Origin of the sequence: Acidiphilium sp. 20-67-58 (genome assembly GCF_002255515.1) — a bacterium.
GTDB lineage: Bacteria > Pseudomonadota > Alphaproteobacteria > Acetobacterales > Acetobacteraceae > Acidiphilium.
Genome location: NZ_NCAS01000010.1, coordinates 23,087 through 39,295, shown reverse-complemented (window position 1 = coordinate 39,295; position 16,209 = coordinate 23,087). Strand labels below are relative to the sequence as shown.

General features: G+C 68.4%; 15 protein-coding genes and 1 tRNA gene. 9 read left to right on the top strand and 7 right to left on the bottom strand.

Going from position 1 to position 16,209, the window contains the following annotated elements; all coding sequences use genetic code 11:
* From B7Z76_RS05370 to B7Z76_RS05355, 4 genes are all read left to right on the top strand, one after another.
* Complete coding sequence (locus B7Z76_RS05370) at positions 1 to 1,026, top strand: cyclopropane-fatty-acyl-phospholipid synthase family protein (protein WP_291342614.1); 1,026 nt, start codon at positions 1 to 3, stop codon at positions 1,024 to 1,026.
* Positions 1,026 to 1,592: a hypothetical protein gene (locus B7Z76_RS05365; protein WP_291342612.1), complete on the top strand. Its 567-nt coding sequence runs from the start codon at positions 1,026 to 1,028 to the stop codon at positions 1,590 to 1,592. The genes B7Z76_RS05370 and B7Z76_RS05365 overlap by 1 nt, the downstream gene beginning before the upstream one ends.
* A gap of 140 nt (positions 1,593 to 1,732) precedes the next feature.
* A tRNA-Val gene (locus tag B7Z76_RS05360) sits at positions 1,733 to 1,807 on the top strand.
* Positions 1,808 to 2,153: 346 nt separating this feature from the next.
* Positions 2,154 to 2,852: an EAL domain-containing protein gene (locus tag B7Z76_RS05355; protein ID WP_174504902.1), complete on the top strand. Its 699-nt coding sequence runs from the start codon at positions 2,154 to 2,156 to the stop codon at positions 2,850 to 2,852.
* A gap of 32 nt (positions 2,853 to 2,884) precedes the next feature.
* Here B7Z76_RS05355 and B7Z76_RS05350 read toward each other — a convergent pair whose 3' ends face one another.
* The 6 genes from B7Z76_RS05350 to B7Z76_RS05325 form a co-directional block, all read right to left on the bottom strand.
* Complete coding sequence (locus tag B7Z76_RS05350) at positions 2,885 to 3,361, bottom strand: hypothetical protein (protein ID WP_291342611.1); 477 nt, start codon at positions 3,359 to 3,361, stop codon at positions 2,885 to 2,887.
* A 189-nt stretch (positions 3,362 to 3,550) separates the two neighbouring features.
* Complete coding sequence (locus B7Z76_RS05345; protein WP_291342610.1) at positions 3,551 to 4,279, bottom strand: DUF3047 domain-containing protein; 729 nt, start codon at positions 4,277 to 4,279, stop codon at positions 3,551 to 3,553.
* Between the two features lie 136 nt (positions 4,280 to 4,415).
* Complete coding sequence (locus B7Z76_RS05340) at positions 4,416 to 5,384, bottom strand: transporter (protein WP_291342608.1); 969 nt, start codon at positions 5,382 to 5,384, stop codon at positions 4,416 to 4,418.
* 31 nt (positions 5,385 to 5,415) lie between these two features.
* Positions 5,416 to 5,661 (bottom strand): nitrate/nitrite transporter NrtS, encoded by a 246-nt coding sequence (gene nrtS / locus B7Z76_RS05335; protein WP_174504182.1) that lies wholly within the window; start codon positions 5,659 to 5,661, stop codon positions 5,416 to 5,418.
* Positions 5,662 to 5,929: 268 nt separating this feature from the next.
* Positions 5,930 to 6,604 (bottom strand): NrsF family protein, encoded by a 675-nt coding sequence (locus B7Z76_RS05330; RefSeq protein ID WP_174504183.1) that lies wholly within the window; start codon positions 6,602 to 6,604, stop codon positions 5,930 to 5,932.
* Positions 6,594 to 7,157: a sigma-70 family RNA polymerase sigma factor gene (locus tag B7Z76_RS05325; RefSeq protein ID WP_174504184.1), complete on the bottom strand. Its 564-nt coding sequence runs from the start codon at positions 7,155 to 7,157 to the stop codon at positions 6,594 to 6,596. Before B7Z76_RS05325 ends, B7Z76_RS05330 begins: the two co-directional genes overlap by 11 nt.
* A gap of 299 nt (positions 7,158 to 7,456) precedes the next feature.
* Between B7Z76_RS05325 and B7Z76_RS05320 the strand changes: the two genes are divergently transcribed.
* On the top strand, positions 7,457 to 7,732 hold the full coding sequence (locus B7Z76_RS05320) for a hypothetical protein (protein WP_174504185.1): 276 nt from the start codon (positions 7,457 to 7,459) through the stop codon (positions 7,730 to 7,732).
* Positions 7,733 to 8,237: 505 nt separating this feature from the next.
* Positions 8,238 to 10,346, top strand: a complete 2,109-nt coding sequence (locus B7Z76_RS05315; RefSeq protein WP_236656416.1) for a bifunctional diguanylate cyclase/phosphodiesterase — start codon at positions 8,238 to 8,240, stop codon at positions 10,344 to 10,346.
* A gap of 55 nt (positions 10,347 to 10,401) precedes the next feature.
* Here B7Z76_RS05315 and B7Z76_RS05310 read toward each other — a convergent pair whose 3' ends face one another.
* Positions 10,402 to 10,872, bottom strand: coding sequence for an Lrp/AsnC family transcriptional regulator (locus tag B7Z76_RS05310; protein ID WP_174504186.1), 471 nt, complete (start codon positions 10,870 to 10,872; stop codon positions 10,402 to 10,404).
* Between the two features lie 120 nt (positions 10,873 to 10,992).
* On the opposite strand from B7Z76_RS05310, the gene B7Z76_RS05305 reads away from it, so the two are divergent.
* The 3 genes from B7Z76_RS05305 to B7Z76_RS05295 all read left to right on the top strand — a co-directional run bounded on the left by B7Z76_RS05305 (position 10,993) and on the right by B7Z76_RS05295 (position 16,209).
* The gene (locus B7Z76_RS05305) at positions 10,993 to 13,410 is read left to right on the top strand and encodes a transketolase (protein WP_174504187.1); all 2,418 of its coding nucleotides are present in this window, start codon (positions 10,993 to 10,995) and stop codon (positions 13,408 to 13,410) included.
* Positions 13,411 to 13,656: 246 nt separating this feature from the next.
* Positions 13,657 to 14,856: an MFS transporter gene (locus B7Z76_RS05300; RefSeq protein WP_291342604.1), complete on the top strand. Its 1,200-nt coding sequence runs from the start codon at positions 13,657 to 13,659 to the stop codon at positions 14,854 to 14,856.
* A gap of 84 nt (positions 14,857 to 14,940) precedes the next feature.
* Positions 14,941 to 16,209 (top strand): DUF445 domain-containing protein, encoded by a 1,269-nt coding sequence (locus B7Z76_RS05295; RefSeq protein ID WP_324482606.1) that lies wholly within the window; start codon positions 14,941 to 14,943, stop codon positions 16,207 to 16,209.

Sequence of the window (16,209 nt, the reverse complement as noted above, 5' to 3'; positions counted from 1 at the left end):
ATGAACCTCGCCGCCACCATGGCCGAAATGGCCGAGCGCCTGCCGATCCCCGATGCGCTGACCCGCCGCGGCATCGCCGGGCTGGTCGGCCGGACCGACCGCAAGCTCGCGGCGATGACGGAAGATGCCGAACGCGCCTTCGCGCGTGACATGGCGCGCCTGCCGATCGCCCTGCACACCGATGCGGCGAACGCCCAGCACTACGAGGTGCCGGCGGCGTTTTTCGGCCATGTGCTCGGACCACGGCGGAAATATTCGAGCTGCTTCTTCCGCTCCCCGGCCGACACGCTGGAGATGGCGGAAATCGAGGCGCTGGAGCAGACCTGCGACCATGCCGGCCTCGCCGACGGGCAGGCGATTCTCGAACTCGGCTGCGGCTGGGGCTCGCTGAGCCTGTTCATGGCGGAACGCTACCCCGCCGCCGCCATCACCGCGGTGTCCAACTCCGCCTCGCAGCGCGCGCATATCGAGGCGGAGGTCGCGCGGCTTGGCCTGGCCAATCTGCGCGTCGTCACCGCCGACATGAACGCATTCACCCCGGAGCGGACATTCGACCGGGTGGTTTCGGTCGAGATGTTCGAGCACATGTCCAACTGGCAGGGCCTGCTCGGGCGCGTCCGCCAGTGGCTCGCCCCCGGCGGCGCGCTGTTCCTGCACGTGTTCTCGCACCGCACCGGCCCCTACCGCTTCGATCACGACGATCCGGCGGACTGGATCGCCCGGCATTTCTTCACCGGCGGCATCATGCCGAGCCACGGGCTGATCGGCCAGTTTTCCGACCTGTTCGCGCTGGAGGCCAACTGGCGCTGGAACGGCACGCATTATGCCCGCACCGCGCGCCTCTGGCTGGAGAATTACGACCGCAATGCCGGCCCGATCGACGAGATTCTGAGCCGCGTCTATGGCGCTGAGGCCGCGGTGTGGAAGCGGCGCTGGCGGCTGTTCTTCCTCGCCACCGAAGGGCTCTTCGGCCACGCCGGCGGCGAATCCTGGGGGGTCAGCCACTACCGGCTGCGTCCGGCCTGATGCGCGCTGCCGCCCGCGCCCTTGCCGGCTTCGTCGCGCATGAGGACGGGCTGACCGCGACCTGCAACACCGTCGCCCTCGTGCTGGCGGGCAACACGCCGTTCTACCCGCTCTATCTCTGGGCCGTGCTCGGGCGGAATGCCGGCCCGTTCGTGCTGCTGACCCTGGCCTCGCTGCCGTTCTGGCTCACCGTGCCGCTGCTCGCCCGGCGCAGCGGCTATGCCGCGCGCGCACTGCTCTGCACGGTGGCGACGCTGAACACCGCATGGTGCAACCATGTGCTCGGCTTCTCCTCCGGGGTGGCGCTGTTCCTGATCCCCTGCGTGATGCTGGCGACACTCGGCTTCCACCAATCCGAACGGCGGACGATGTTCGCCCTCGCCGGTCTGCCTTTCCTGGCTTATGCCGCGCTGCGCCTTGCCCCGATGCCGCCGGTCGCGACCTATCCGGCGGCGCAAGCCGCCTCGCTCGCGACGCTGAACGGCTTCAGCGTCGCCTGCCTGACCTTCTTTCTCGGGATCGCCTTCGCCGCGATCCGCCCCACCGCGCCGCCGGCGCGGGGCTAATTATCAACATGATAGAGCACTGAATCCGATCCGAAAGGATCGGAAAGTGCTCCAGGGCGGCGCCTCGCCTTACCTCGTCTAGGCCTCTCTTGGGGGACCTCTTGCCTTCGCCGCGCCACGCCGCTAGAGAATTGCCGACCGGGTGCGTAGCTCAGCGGGAGAGCATCGCCTTCACACGGCGGGGGTCACAGGTTCAATCCCTGTCGCACCCACCATCTTTTCGCGATGTCGGAAATGATGGTCACCGGTTCCTCGATCTGGACAGTCAAATATACGTTATCTTCCGGGCCGGCGGCCGCTGTCGGCGGCGGTCTGCGCCCGTTGCTTCGTGCGCGAAGTACCGAAATGGGGCAGGATTGCATGCCCTGTATGCGAGAGCATTTTAGCTTTTCATTAAATAATTGGTCGCATTCTGCGAAACCTTAATTCTGTCTTTCTGAACGCTTGGCGTGAAGACGTATCGATGATGGCGATGGCGAGATGAGTGTGACTGAAACGCGTTCCGAAAGCACGAAATCCTGCACCGGTTGCCGGCAGGGCCTGTTCGACAGGCCGCTTGCCATGGCGTTCCAGCCGATCGTCGATGTCGCGGCGCGGTCCGTCTTCGCCTACGAGGCCCTGGTGCGCGGCCCCGCCGGGGAGTCCGCGGCCAGCATCCTGCGCAGCGTGGGCAAGGCGGAACTCTATGCGTTCGACCAGGCCTGCCGCGTCACCGCGATCGAGACCGCCGCGTCACTCGGCCTTGCCGACACGGCGTGGGATCTCTCGATCAATTTCCTGCCCAACGCGGTCTACGAGCCGCGCGCCTGTATCCGCACCACGCTGCAGGCCGCCGCCCGCAGCCGGTTTCCCACCGGCAAGCTCATCTTCGAGATCAACGAGGGCGAACTGCTCGCAGCGCCCGATCATCTGGCCAATATCGTGGCGGAATACGCGGCGATGGGCTTTCGCACCGCCATCGACGATTTTGGGTCCGGATATTCCAACCTCAACCTGCTCGCCAAGTTCCGTCCCGATCTCGTGAAGCTGGACATGGAGCTGATCCGCGGGATCGACACCGATGCGCGGCGGCGGAGCATCGTCGGCCATTGCGCCGCGATGTGCCGGGAGATGGGGATCACGGTCGTGGCCGAGGGTGTTGAAACGCGGGATGAATGCGCAGCGCTGGGCGATCTCGGCATCGCGCTCATGCAGGGCTATATCTTCGCCAAACCCGGCTTCCGCAGCCTGCCCGCGCCGAGCTGGGACGATCGCGCGTAATCCTGCGAAACCCGACGCCGGGTCCGCAGGGCTCACCCGGTGCCGGACCGGTGCCGGGGCAGGAAGCGCCCGCCGGCGGCGCGCAGCGCCAGCGGCGGGATGGCGACCCATTGCAGCGTCGGGCCGAGGCCGACGCCGAGCAGCGGGAGGCGCGGCATCAGCGCCGCATAGTGCCAGGTGCCGAGCCGCAGATGCACCATTTCGCTGCCGATCGTGTAGACGAGGCCGATGGCGATCGTCGTCCACGCGACGGCGGGGCTGATCGGCGGCGCGGCGCGCTCCCTGCCGAACAGGCTGAAGGCGCAAACCAGCGAGACGATCGCGATCGGGATATCGCCGCTTGTCCCGGCGAGAGCGATGAACGCAAGGCGCAACAGACCCGCATGATACCAGATGTGATAGAGCGGAAGTTGCAAGACCTCCCAGGCCAGGTTGCCGGCAGCGACGGTCAGGACATAGCGCCGCAGCGCCGCAACGCCGAGGCCGCCCGCCCCGGCGGACGTGTTCATCGCCAAGCCCGCGCGGCGGAACCGCGCATCTGTCGGGGCCTCACCATGACGCCGAGATAGGCCAGCCGCCCGGCGCCGGGCAAGCCTGTGTCGGCCCAGAGCATCATCCGATCCGGAAGGATCGGATAAAGATGCTCTGGTTCTCGGTAAGATAGCGCATCATCCGATCCGGAAGGATCGGAACGTGTCCTATCCGCCGGCCTCCAGCCTGATATCGCCATACCAGGCGCGGCCATGGCTGTGGGAATCGTCGCAATCGGTCATGACCGCGACGGCGCCGATGATGTGCCGATGGCCGCCAAAGGCGCGGGCGAGATCGGCCTTCAGGTTGCGCTGCTCCGAGACCCAGCCGCCGGCACCGTCCGGACCCTGCCGGAGGGCGACGATCTCGGCCTGCGAGGTATAGGGATCCGGATAGAATTTCGTGCCGTGCGGGCCCTGCTTCGCCGCCGTCACCGGGCCGTTCGCCCAGACATAGACGAGGCTGCGCAGCGTCCAGGGCAACAGCGGATTGCCGGCCACAACATAGACGCGCGCGGGATAGTCGTCCCCCGATTTCGCATGCGGGTCGAGCCCGGCATAGACATGGGCGATCTTCCAGCGCCAGCTCATCACCGGGGTCTTGTCGAGATCGATCCGGTGTTTCCAGATCAGGCCGGAGGCCGAATCCCGGCAGATCGCCTGCAACACCGGGCTGCCCCCCGACCGGGCGATACCGTATTGCGTGACATGCCGGCCGTCGAAATGCTTCACCGCCCAGCCCGCCAGCGTGCCCGATGAAAACGCCGGCGGCTGCGGCGCTGCCGCACCGGCCGGGGCGGCGAAGGGCAAAGTGAGTGCAGCCGCCAGAACGCCGCGCGCCGTGAAGGCCTTCACGGCACCGAGGCGGTCTGCACGGTTGTTCCCGGTGCCGCGCATGGCAAACTCCTGTCTTGATATGGGGCGGCATCCATCGATGCCGCTGGTCCGTATTCGCGGTGACCGACACAATGGTTACAGGCAAACAGCGGAAATTCTGCCTTTCAGGAGCGCGGCGCCGCCGCGGCGGCCGGGATCAGAACAGCCGGCCGATCACGAGGGTGAACGAGGCATCGTTCCGCGCCCCGCCGCGCACCCGCACATCTGTCGTCAGCGCGCTGTAGGCGAAGATCGTCCGGCTAAGGAAGGAACCCCCGAACACGCCCACCGTCGTCGCATCCGTCCGGTTGCCGGTATCCACCCGCCCGGTCGGGAACGGGCTGAACGCCACCGTCTGCTTGCCGCCGAAGGACTGCGACAGGCTGAGCCCGACATACCCGTCCGTCCGCGGCTGGAAGATATAGGGGAGATAGACCAACAGCTTCCCGGAGGGCTGCGTGTCCAGCCGCTCGCGCACCGTGCCGAACGGTGTGGCGAGCGTGCCGAAATCGCTGTTGCCGGATTGGAACCGCGCCACCCCCCACAGCTCGATATCCAGCCGCCGCCCGTCATGCGCCTGCCCGAGCAGGACATGGCCATAGCCAGCGGTCATCTCGTTCACCCAGTCATTCGTGCTCGCATTCAGCGTGGCCGCCGGGCTGAACGATCCGCTCGGCGGGCTGACCAGATAGGACAGCACCAGATATTGATCGGCGGACGGATCGTTGACCGGATAGATGTAGCCACCGAGTTGCGGCTCGACAAAGCCGGAATTGTGGGTCAGCTGCCGCCCGCCGATCTCCTGCCCGCCGGAAAACACCACATAGGGCGCGATCACCTGCACCGCCGCCGCCATCCCGCCAACCGAAAATCCCTTGACCACACGCAGCACCGGCACATCCGTCGAGATCCGCGTATGGCCGATCTTCGTGCCGCCCGCCGTATAGAACGAACTCGCCGAACTGTAGGTGTTGTACAGCATGCCGACAGTGATGTGCGGCGGCGGGGCCGGCAGGTCGAAGGGCAGGGGATCGGCGCGGGATGACCGAAGGGCGAGCATGGTTCCGGCCAGCGCGAGCGACAGCATCGCCAACGCGGCAAGGCCCCTGGGTCTTTTGGCGGTCATCGAGACGCTCCGTGTGTTCGTCGGTTGGACATCATTGCGCGCCTTCGCTCTCGCGCAGCCGGTACGAGACGGCGCCGTAGGTGGCGACGCAGTAGGGCACGATGAAGGTGAGGATCATCTTTACCCAGTGCGGCCGGGCGAGGCCGAGCAGCGCATCGCCCTGGTTGATCAGGTTGAGGATCACGCCGACGACGATGGCAACCCGCAGCGAGCTGGCGGGAATGCCATCCGCGAGGCTGAGCCGGATCACCCGCCGGGCGGCATGCAGCAGGCTCATCCGCGCCGAAGCCGCATGAACGCGTGATCCCGCATCACCGTCGAAAACGTTTCAGGCAGGCGGTCGTCCGCCGATGGCATCTGCATCATCCTCTCGGGATACCGGTATTCAGGAAATCGGTCGGGGTGGAAGGCGCGTGGGCTGTCCATAACAGCGAATTAATTAACATTTCGTATTCGTTTCGGTGTTCGCCTGCAATTTTGAACATGCGCCGCTCTGCGCATGCCGATACACATCCCGATGCATGCCGGGGGGGGGCGACGCTGCTTCAGCCGGCTTCCTGCCGGCGGCGCGGCGCCCGCACGGCATGGCTCAGGATCGTGCTCGAGGCGAACCAGCCGAGCGCGGTGAACAGAATCACGCTGCCCATCTGCCAGAGCAGCAATGTCACGATATTGACCGAGCCGTGAAACAGCCGCAGCGCCACCTCCGCCGCCGCTGCCGCCGCGAGGGCGCCGCACAGGCAGGCATGGTCGCGCCGGAAGGTCGCGCTGCGGCGCAGCAGCATCACGATGAAGCCGGCCGGAATCACGCCGGCAATGGCGATGCCCGGCACGCACATCGGGTCGAGCGTCAGGCGCAGCATGCCGCCGGCATCCTGCACGCCCAGCACCGCGCATTGCCGGCCGAACTCGCCGAGCCAGGCCAGCATCGCCAGCATCGGCAGCCAGAGTTTCCACCCCGGCTGGTCCGGGCGGCCGGCGCAGAACGCGGCATAGGCCGAGACCAGCGCGGTGACGACGCCGAGCCCCTCCGAAATCAGGAACCCCGCCTCGCCGCATTTCCCGGCGAGATCGGGGCGCGGCCCCATGATCAGCGTGATCGCGGCGAGAACCGGAACGGTGACGCCGAGCCAGGTCGCCAGAAGCCGCGCGGGCGAGGGCAGGGGCCTGACGCCGCGCAGATCCTGCGCAAGCGATGCGATCAGTTCCTCACTCCTCATCGTTCACCCCGAGTTTCGCCCGCAGGCGCCGGATGGCCCGGAAGGTCGCCACCTTCAGCGCGCCCACGCTCATCCCGGTAGCCGCGGATGTCTCGGCAAGGGACATCTCGCGCAGCTTCAGCATCTCCAGAATCTCCCGCTCGCGCGGCGGCAGCGCGCCGACCGCGGATGATATGCGCCCGACATCGATCGAGACCTCCTGCGTCTCTTTCGTCGCAAGTGAAGACGAGGTTACAGGCACATCGTCCAGCGGCGTCGTGCGGAGATGATGCCGCGCCTGCGCGCGCCGCCGGTCGGCCCCCCGCAGTTTCAGGATGCCGAGGAGAAACGGCGCCGCCGGCCGCGCCGGATCGTAGAGATGCAGGTTGCGGTGCAACGCCAGCAGCGTGTCCTGCACGATATCCTCGGCCTCGGCCGCATCGGCCCAGGGAAACCGGCGGCGGGCCATGCCACGCAGCCATGGCAGCGCCGCCCTGAGCACGGCCTCGTAGCTCCGGCGATTCCCGGCCTGCGCCTCGCGCAGCCAGCGCGCCCAATCGCCCTGCTGGTCCATCGGGCAGACTTAATCACACCTCGGGAGCAAGTAAATCGAGCCTTGAAAACGGTCCGGTTTCGAAACCAGCTCTTAACCATCTGCCCCTATGAACGCATCATCCAACCCCATCCGCGGGCCCCGCCACCCGGCAGTGTCTCGCGAAGGATGGCCCCGAAAAAACGAATTTGCGGCCGAAAATCCGGATCCACTTTCAAGAGCAATAAACAGCGAAAATCCTTCCCAAGAAAAAATCTTTTCGTCAGACAACGCTTTCAATGGGATAAAAGATGAAAAGGTTTATCAGCACACATCGTCGCGTGACGTCGGCCCTTGTCGTGTTGGCTTCGCTGCCAGCCTCCTGCGCCGTGGCGCTCGGCGCCGGTGGCAGCGCGGCACTCGCCGGGAATAGAGCGGCCGTCGCCGCGGGCAATGTTTCGGTCGTGCCTTATCTGAAAAATCGCGATCTCTCGCCGCGATCGACGATCAACATGGCCGGCATCGCGATGGCCAGCCACGCGGCGACCTGCCGTGGCGTCGTCACCCTGCTGGCCGCGCATGCGGCCTGCGGTGCGGCGCCTCGGTCGGGGACCTGAGGGGGAAGCTTGCGCCCCTCATCCGGTCGGGCGGCGGCGGGGCATCCCCTGCCGCCGCTTGACCAGGATCATCGACGAAGCGGCTTCGCCCCGCACATGGTCGCCCCATGTCAGACCCCATCCCCCTGCCGAGCGACCTCTACGAACTGTCGATGCTGACGCCCATGCGGCCGACGGCATGGACGAAATCGCTGCCGAGGCGTCCCCGGCAAAGCGCGCCCGGCGCGTCCGCCGCGACTGGAGCCGCCTACGGTCAAACGGAATAACCCGATCGGATGTCGTGCGCCAGAGCGATGGTCCGGCTCCCAAGGCGGTGGCCATCCCCTGTGCGCAAGGTAGGTTCCCGCGGCGCGGACATTTCGATAATGTTTCATTAACCCGTCCGTGCCTAATCACGGCATAGTGATTACCCGGACAGAATCCCGTCCGGCGCATTTGAGGTCGATGCCCGTTTCGCCGTCGGACTGCATTTCAGCCGCCTTTGCCTCTGCCCGTTAGGACCCCCATGTGGACGACAGCCCCGCACCCGAGCCCGGACGCCCCGCCAGATCCCGAGCTTGAGCGGCTGATCGAGCGCGACCGTGCATCGCTGCTTTATTCGATGGGCAGCAGCAGCGTCTTCGTCACCATCGCGGTCTCGGCCATCCTGATCATCGTGGTCAGGACGCCGGACGTCGCCATCGGCCTCTATGAATGGTTCGCCGGCATCCTGCTGGTCTCGGCGGGCCGCTTCGTCGACATTTTCATCCTGTTTCCCCGGCTCCGCCACCAGCCGTTCGACGGGCGGCGGATGATCCGCCGCTTCGGCATCGGCACGATGACCCTCGCCCTGCTGCTCGGCAGTTTCTCCTGGCTGTTCTTCTGGCGCCTGCCGCCGCTCTCCGAAGCCTATGCCTTCATGGTCTTCTTCGCCATGGCCGGCGGCAGCGTCACGGTGCTGAGCGCGAGCTTCCGGCTCATCATTGGCTATTGCAGCGCGGTGATGCTCCCGGGTGTCGCCTTCGTGCTGTTCGTGCGGCCGGACGATGGCGGCAAATTCGCCATTTTCGGGATTTTCGCCTTCTTCGCCTCGTTCTCCTTCGCCCGGCGCACCTCGCGCACCGTGCTGAACGGGCTGCGTCTCACCCGCTGGAACCAGGTGCTCACCCTGCGGTCGGAACAGGAGCGGCAGACCCTCGAACGGGTCAGGCTCGACCTTGCCGATGCCAACGCGACGCTGGAGCGCAGAGTGGCGGAGCGGACCTCAGAACTCGCTCACGAGGTGGCCGAGCGCGAACGCTATGCCGAGGCGCTCCGCCGTCTCGCCTCGAACGATCCGCTGACCGGGCTCTACAACCGCTCCACCTTCAACGGCCGGCTCGCCGCGATGATCGAGGGCGCCCCGCAATCCCCGGCGCGGGTCGCGCTGCTCTTCGTCGATCTCGACAATTTCAAGCAGATCAACGACCTGCGCGGCCACGAGATCGGCGATCAGGTGCTCCGCCGCACCGCCGCGCGGGTGGCGGACGCGGTGGGCGGCATGGGCGATGTCGCCCGCTGGGGCGGGGATGAATTCCTCGTCGCCCTGCCCGATTGCGATGGCGACACGGCACTGCGCCTCGCCGAAAAACTGATCGACGCGATCCGCCCGCCGATCACCGTCGGCACCGATATCTGCCGGATCGAGGCGTCGGTCGGGGTCGCGCTCTATCCGGACAATGGCGGCTCCGCCGACATCGTCATCCGCGCCGCCGATGTGGCGATGTACGCCGCCAAGCGCGAGGGCAAGAGCCGGGCGAAGCGCTTCGACCCCGCCCTCGCCGAGGATATGGCGGACCGCTACGACCTGGAGCAGGGGCTGCGGGATGCGATCCGCGAAGACCAGTTCCGCCTCGTCTTCCAGCCGATCATCGCCGCGCGCAACAGTGCCTGCACCGCGTTCGAGGCGCTGCTCCGCTGGACCCATCCGGTCCGCGGCCCGATCAGCCCGGCCACCTTCATCCCCATCGCCGAGCAGAGCGGGCAGATCCAGCGCATCGGCGGCTGGGTGCTCGAACAGGCCTGCCTCGCCGCCGCCGCCTGGCCCGATCCCTCGATCGCCGTCACCGTCAACATCTCGGTCGGCCACGTGCTGGTCGGCAACCTCATCGAGGATGTCGAGCACGCGCTCGCGGTCTCCGGCCTGCCGCCCGCGCGCCTGAAGATCGAGATCACCGAAACCATGTTCCTGCACGACGCCGAACGCTTCGCCCAACTGTTCGACAGCCTGCGCCGCCAGGGGATCGGCATCCTGCTCGACGATTTCGGCACCGGCTTCTCCTCGCTCTCCTTCCTCGGCAATCTGCCGATCGACGTCATCAAGATCGACCAGTCCTTCGTCCGCGATGCCGGCCGCAACGGCTACGCCACGATCGAGGCGATTCTCTCCATCGCCCGGGCACTCGGCTTGCAGGTGACGGCCGAGGGGGTCGAGACCGCGGAACAGAACAGCCACCTGATCGATCTCGGCGTCGGCTCGCTCCAGGGTTACCTGTACAGCCGGCCGATGCCCGAGGAAGATGTCGCCGGCTGGCTGTGCGCCCGGGCGGATGCGCTGCCGCATCCGTCGCCCGTCTCCTCCTTCGCCAGCACCTGACGCGCCGCCCGCCTCAGGTTGCCCGCCTCAGGCTGCCCCCCTCAGGCTGCCCTCCTCACGCTGAACGCGACACCCCGGACTTGACCCGGCGCAGCGGGATCGAGCTCTCGATCGAGGCGACACCGCGCACCCGCGTCAACTGCCCGACCAGAAATTGCTCGAACGCGGCGAGGCTCGTCGTCACCACCCGCAGCAGATAGTCGCGGTTGCCCGTCATCAGCCAGCAATCGACCACTTCGGGAAACGAGGCGATGGCCGCCTCGAAGCGCACCAGCGCGTCATCCACCTGCTTGTCGAGCTTGACCGACACGAACACCGAGACATCGAAGCCAAGCGCCGCCTCGTCGATCATCACGGTATAGCCGCGGATGATGCCCTCCCGCTCCAGCCGGCGCACGCGGCGGGCCACCGGCGTCGCACTCAGCCCGACCCGCTCGGCGAGATCGAGCATGGAGATACGCGCATCGCTCCGAAGGGCGGACAGGATATCCCTATCGAAATCATCGATCGTGCCGGATTTCACCATGATCGTGTGGCTCCTTGCAGAATATCGCCACGATATTGTCCAATGTCGCGTGAATCGCAAGGATTCGCTCCACCCGCCTGCCTAGACTCCGAGCACCGCCCTCATGCCGGGAGACCGCGAATGACGCCGCATCTGAAAACCGCCGAACAGCGCCTGCTCTGGCTGTCGCACTGGATGATCCACAACGCCAACCATCTCCGGCCGAAGGCGGACGGCATCAAGATCGGCGGGCATCAGGCCTCCTCCGCCTCGATGGTGAGCATCATGGCGGCGCTCTATTTCACCGCGCTGCGCCCGCAAGACCGCGTCGCGGTCAAGCCGCACGCCGCCCCGGTGTTCCACGCGATGCAATACCTGATGGGCAATACCACGCGCGCGCGGCTGGAGACTTTCCGCGGCTTCGGCGGCACCCAGAGCTATCCGAGCCGCACCAAGGACGATGACGACGTCGATTTTTCCACCGGCTCGGTCGGGCTCGGCGTCGCCATCACCTCCTTCGCCGCGCTGGTGCAGGACTATATCGCGGCGAAGCAATGGGGGCGGGATGTGCGGCGCGGCCGCATGGTCGCGCTGATGGGCGATGCCGAGATCGACGAGGGCAACATCCACGAATGCCTCCAGGAAGGCTGGAAGAACGGGCTGCGCGATGTCTGGTGGGTGATCGACTATAACCGCCAGTCGCTCGATGGCGTCGCCCGCGAGGGGCTGTGGCAGCGCATCGAGAAGATCTTCGAGGCGTTCGGCTGGGATGTGGTGCGGATCAAATACGGCGCGCTGCAGCGCGCGGCCTTCGCCGAGCCGGGCGGGGAGGCGCTGCGAAACTGGATCGATTCCTGCCCCAACCAGCGCTACGCAGCACTCACCTTCCAGGGCGGCGCCGCCTGGCGCAAGCGCCTGCTCGACGAGCTGGGCGACCAGGGCGCGGTCTCGGCGCTGATCGCCCGGCGCAGCGATGCCGAGCTGGCCGCGCTGATGGAAAATCTCGGCGGCAACTGCGTGCAGACCATGGCGGATGTTTTCGCCGCCATCGATCATGACCGCCCGACCTGCTTCCTCGCCTACACGATCAAGGGCTGGGGCACGCCGATCGCCGGGCACAAGGACAATCACGGCGGGGTGATGACGGTCGAGCAGATGCAGGCCTGGCAGCGCCACATGGGCGTGGGTCAGGGCGAGGAATGGGAGCGCTTCGCCGCGGTCGCGGATGTGGAGGGCTTCCGCGCCTGGCTCGATGCGGCGCCCTTCTTCGCCGCCGGCCGCCGCCGGCACGACGATGCGCAACTGCCGGTCCCCGCCCTCGCTTCCCCCGGCGAGCGGGAAATCTCCACCCAGGCCGCCTTCGGCCGTATCCTCGACGATCTCGCCCGCGGCGACAGCGCGCTCGCCGCGCGCATCCTCACCACCTCGCCCGACGTCACCGGCACCACCTCGCTCGGCCCCTGGGTCAACCGCCGCCGCCTGTTCGCCCGCGAGGCGATGGCCGATCTTTTCCGCGCCGAGAAAATCCCCTCGACCGCCCGCTGGGATTTCGCCCCTGAGGGCCAGCATCTCGAACTCGGCATCGCCGAGACCAACCTGATGCTGCTGCTCGCCGCCGCCGGCCTCGCCCGGTCGCTGTTCGGCCGCCGCCTGATCCCCATCGGCACCGTCTACGATCCCTTCATCGCCCGCGGGCTCGATGCGCTGAACTACGCCTGTTACCAGGATGCCCGCTTCCTGCTGGTCGGCACGCCCTCCGGGGTCACCCTCGCGCCCGAGGGTGGGGCGCACCAGTCGATCGGCACGCCGGCGATCGGCATGACCCAGCCCGGGCTCGCCGCCTTCGAGCCGGCCTTCGCCGATGAACTGGCGGCGATCATGGAATGGGCGTTCGACCATCTCCAGCGCGACGCCGCCGATCCGCATACCGATCCGCGCATCGATCCACGCACTGGCCTTGCCGATGCGGCGGGCGGCTCGGTCTATCTCCGCCTGTCCACCAACCCGGTCGAGCAGCCGGGCCGGCGCGGCACCGCCTGGCGGCAGGGTGCGACCGACGGCGCCTACTGGCTGCGCGAGCCGGGGCCGAATGCCGAACTCGTCATCGCCTATCAGGGGGTGGTGGCGCCGGAGGCGATCCGCGCCGCCGGGGCGCTGGCGGAAAGCCGGCGCGACATCGGCGTGCTCGCCGTCACCTCGGCCGACCGGCTGCATGAAGGCTGGAGCGCATCCCAGCGCGCGCGCTGCCGCGGCGAGGCGGTAACCTCGCTCGCCGAGCGCCTGCTCGCCCCGCTCCCGCGCGACTGCCGCATCGTCACGGTGATCGACGGCCATCCCGCAACCCTGTCCTGGCTCGGCGGCGTCGCCGGCCATCCGGTGCTGCCGCTCGGCGTCGAGCGCTTCGGCCAGACCGGCACGATCGCCGATCTCTACCGCGCCAACGGCATCGACGCCGCCTCGATCATCGAGCGCGTCGGCACCTTCACCAGCGGCCGTCCGGTGCTGGCCTTCCCGGCCCGTCCGCGCGCCCGGTCCGGGGCGGCCGCTCTCGCGGGGTGATGCTCGCGATCTGATCCCGGCGGGCTTGGCATCGCGCCGCATATCGTCCTACCTGCGGACCAGAGCACGTTCCGATCCATCCGGATCGGATGTCGTGCTCTATCTTGTTGATAATTAGAGCATCTTTATCCGATCAGATGGAATCATCTGATCGGATAAAGATGCTCTAGGAGGACCGACGATGGCAGATTGTGCTGGGCGACGCTCGCAAGGGCGGCATGATGGCGCGACGCTCGCGTTGACGTCATGAGCGCGCCGGTGGAAACGGGCCTCGCGCGGCCGCGCCTGCCGCGCGCCATCTGGGCGCTCGGGTGCGTCAGCCTGCTGATGGATATCTCGTCCGAGATGGTCCACGCGCTGCTGCCGGTTTTCCTCGTCGTCACCCTCGGCGCCGGCACCGAGATGGTCGGCCTGGTCGAGGGGCTGGGCGAGGGGACGGCCTCGATCGTCAAGATGTTCTCCGGCTGGCTGAGCGACCGGCTCGGCCGGCGCAAGGCGCTGGCCATCGCCGGCTATGCGATGGGCGCGCTGTCGAAACCCGTCTTCGCGATCGCCCCGGCGGCGGGCTGGGTGCTCGGCGCCCGCGTGTTCGACCGGATCGGCAAGGGCGTGCGCGGCGCCCCGCGCGATGCGCTGGTGGGCGACCTCGCGCCGCCGGGCATGAGCGGGGCGGCCTTTGGCCTGCGCCAGTCGCTCGACACGGTGGGCGCCTTCGCCGGCCCGCTGCTCGCGATCGTGCTGATGGCGGCGAGCGGCGACAATATCCGCCTCGTCTTCTGGCTGGCGCTGCCCTTCGGCCTCGCCGCCGTGGCGCTGCTCGCGGTCGCGGTGCGCGAGCCGCCGCCAAAGCCCGATCGCCCGCCCGTCCGCCTGCCGCTGCGCGCCAGCGAATTCGCATCGCTCGGCCCGCGCTTCCGCGGCGTCGTGCTGGCCGGCGCGGTGCTGACGCTCGCCCGTTTCGGCGAGGCGTTCCTGGTGCTCCGCGCCCGCAGCCTCGGCCTGCCGCTGGCGCTCACCCCGGCTGTGCTGGTGGTGATGAACGTGGTCTACGGCCTCGCCGCCTATCCCGCCGGCCGCCTCGCCGACCGGCTGGACCGCCGGGGCGTGCTCGCCGCCGGGTTCGGCGTGCTGATCCTGGCCGATCTCTGCCTCGGCTTCGCCCCCTCGCTCGTCGTCGGCCTGATCGGCATCGCCCTGTTCGGCCTGCATATGGGGCTGACCCAGGGCGTGCTCTCGGCGCTGGTCTCCGATGCCGCGCCGCCCGGCGCGCGCGGCACCGCCTTCGGCGTGTTCCACCTCGCCAGCGGCGTCGCGCTGCTGGCCGCGAGCCTGGTCGCCGGCCTCGCCTGGAGCGTCGCCGGCCCGGCGGCGACCTTCCTCGCCAGCGCCGGCTTCGCCGTGGCCGGCCTCGCGCTGCTGAGGGCTCCCGCGCGCGACGGCGCGTAAAGCTGAACCCGCGCGCGACTGACCTTGCGCGACCGATCCCGCCGCCGGGTTGCCCCTTGCTGCGGATCAGGCCACATCAGCGCAATGACCGTATCCGACCCCGACGCCGCACTCCGCCGCTCGCTCTTCCGGCACCGGGCCTTCGCGACCGGGCTGCTCGCGCTGATGGCGGCGCTGATGGCGGTGGGCTACGCAATGCCGCCCGACCCCGCCGCCCTGTTCCTGCGCGATGCCGCCAAGGCCGGGCTGATCGGCGGCCTGGCCGACTGGTTCGCCGTCACCGCGCTGTTCCGCCACCCGCTCGGCCTGCCGATCCCGCACACCGCCATCCTGCCGGCGCAGAAGGAGCGGCTCGGCGCCGCCCTCGGCCGCTTCGTCGCCAACCACGTCTTCACCGGCGCCGATGTGACGCGGTTTCTCGCCGGTCTCGACATCCCGGCGCTGCTCGGCCGCTTCCTCGCCGATCCGGCGATGTCGGCGCCGCTCGCCGAAGCCATCGCCGGGGCGCTGCCGCGCCTGCTCGATTCGGTCGAGGACGGCCGCGCGCGGCGCGTGCTCGGCCGGCTGCTGCCGCGCATGGCGGGCGGGCCGACCGCCGGCCGCCTCGTCGCCCGCGCGCTTGCCTCGCTGGTCGAGAGCGGGCGGCACCAGGAGGTGTTCAGTTTCACCCTCGGCCAGCTTCGCCTGCTGCTGCAAAGCCGCGAGGCCGAGCTGAAACAGGCGGTGCGCGAGCGCGTCCGCGAGCAGGGCGGCGCGCTGGTCGGCTGGGCGGTGGGGGCGAACATCGCCGCGCGCGTCGTCACCGCGCTCAACACCGAGCTGGAACGCATCGACCCCGATGGCTCCGAGCTGCGCGCCGCCTTCGATGAATGGGTGCGCCGCGAGATCGTCCGCCTCACCGAGGATCCGGAACGCGCCGCCGAACTCGGCGCCGCCCTGCGCGGCGTGGTCGGGCATGAGAGCGTGCGCGCCTGGGGGGGCGAGCTGTGGGCGCGGCTGCGCGCGGCGATCGCGGCGGACGCCGCACGGCCGGGTGGTCACGCGCAGCTTCTCATCGCCGGCGCCCTCGCCAATTTCGGCACGCTGCTCGCCGCCGATCCCACCATGCGCGCGCGCATCTCCGCCGGCGCCGGCCTCGTCGTCACCCGGCTGCTGCCCGGCGCGCAGGCCGAGATCGCCGGCTTCATCGGCCGCGTGATCGGGAATTGGGATGCCGCGACCATCACCGAGCGGCTCGAACTGCGCGTCGGCAAGGACCTGCAATTCATCCGCGTCAACGGCACGCTGGTCGGCTTCCTCGCCGGCGGGCTGATCTTCCTTGTCCTGCATTTCGGATTTCACCAGCCGGGGTAA

What these genes read in the sequence shown, in the direction of transcription:
- B7Z76_RS05370 (WP_291342614.1), top strand. Translation starts at nt 1, where the DNA reads ATGAACCTCGCCGCCACCATGGCCGAAATGGCCGAGCGCCTGCCGATC.
- B7Z76_RS05340 (WP_291342608.1), bottom strand. Translation starts at nt 5,384, where the DNA reads ATGACCGCCAAAAGACCCAGGGGCCTTGCCGCGTTGGCGATGCTGTCG.
- B7Z76_RS05315 (WP_236656416.1), top strand. Translation starts at nt 8,238, where the DNA reads ATGTGGACGACAGCCCCGCACCCGAGCCCGGACGCCCCGCCAGATCCC.
- B7Z76_RS05325 (WP_174504184.1), bottom strand. Translation starts at nt 7,157, where the DNA reads ATGGACCAGCAGGGCGATTGGGCGCGCTGGCTGCGCGAGGCGCAGGCC.
- nrtS (WP_174504182.1), bottom strand. Translation starts at nt 5,661, where the DNA reads ATGAGCCTGCTGCATGCCGCCCGGCGGGTGATCCGGCTCAGCCTCGCG.
- B7Z76_RS05345 (WP_291342610.1), bottom strand. Translation starts at nt 4,279, where the DNA reads ATGCGCGGCACCGGGAACAACCGTGCAGACCGCCTCGGTGCCGTGAAG.
- B7Z76_RS05310 (WP_174504186.1), bottom strand. Translation starts at nt 10,872, where the DNA reads ATGGTGAAATCCGGCACGATCGATGATTTCGATAGGGATATCCTGTCC.
- B7Z76_RS05355 (WP_174504902.1), top strand. Translation starts at nt 2,154, where the DNA reads ATGGCGTTCCAGCCGATCGTCGATGTCGCGGCGCGGTCCGTCTTCGCC.
- B7Z76_RS05300 (WP_291342604.1), top strand. Translation starts at nt 13,657, where the DNA reads ATGAGCGCGCCGGTGGAAACGGGCCTCGCGCGGCCGCGCCTGCCGCGC.
- B7Z76_RS05365 (WP_291342612.1), top strand. Translation starts at nt 1,026, where the DNA reads ATGCGCGCTGCCGCCCGCGCCCTTGCCGGCTTCGTCGCGCATGAGGAC.
- B7Z76_RS05330 (WP_174504183.1), bottom strand. Translation starts at nt 6,604, where the DNA reads ATGAGGAGTGAGGAACTGATCGCATCGCTTGCGCAGGATCTGCGCGGC.
- B7Z76_RS05305 (WP_174504187.1), top strand. Translation starts at nt 10,993, where the DNA reads ATGACGCCGCATCTGAAAACCGCCGAACAGCGCCTGCTCTGGCTGTCG.
- B7Z76_RS05350 (WP_291342611.1), bottom strand. Translation starts at nt 3,361, where the DNA reads ATGAACACGTCCGCCGGGGCGGGCGGCCTCGGCGTTGCGGCGCTGCGG.
- B7Z76_RS05295 (WP_324482606.1), top strand. Translation starts at nt 14,941, where the DNA reads ATGACCGTATCCGACCCCGACGCCGCACTCCGCCGCTCGCTCTTCCGG.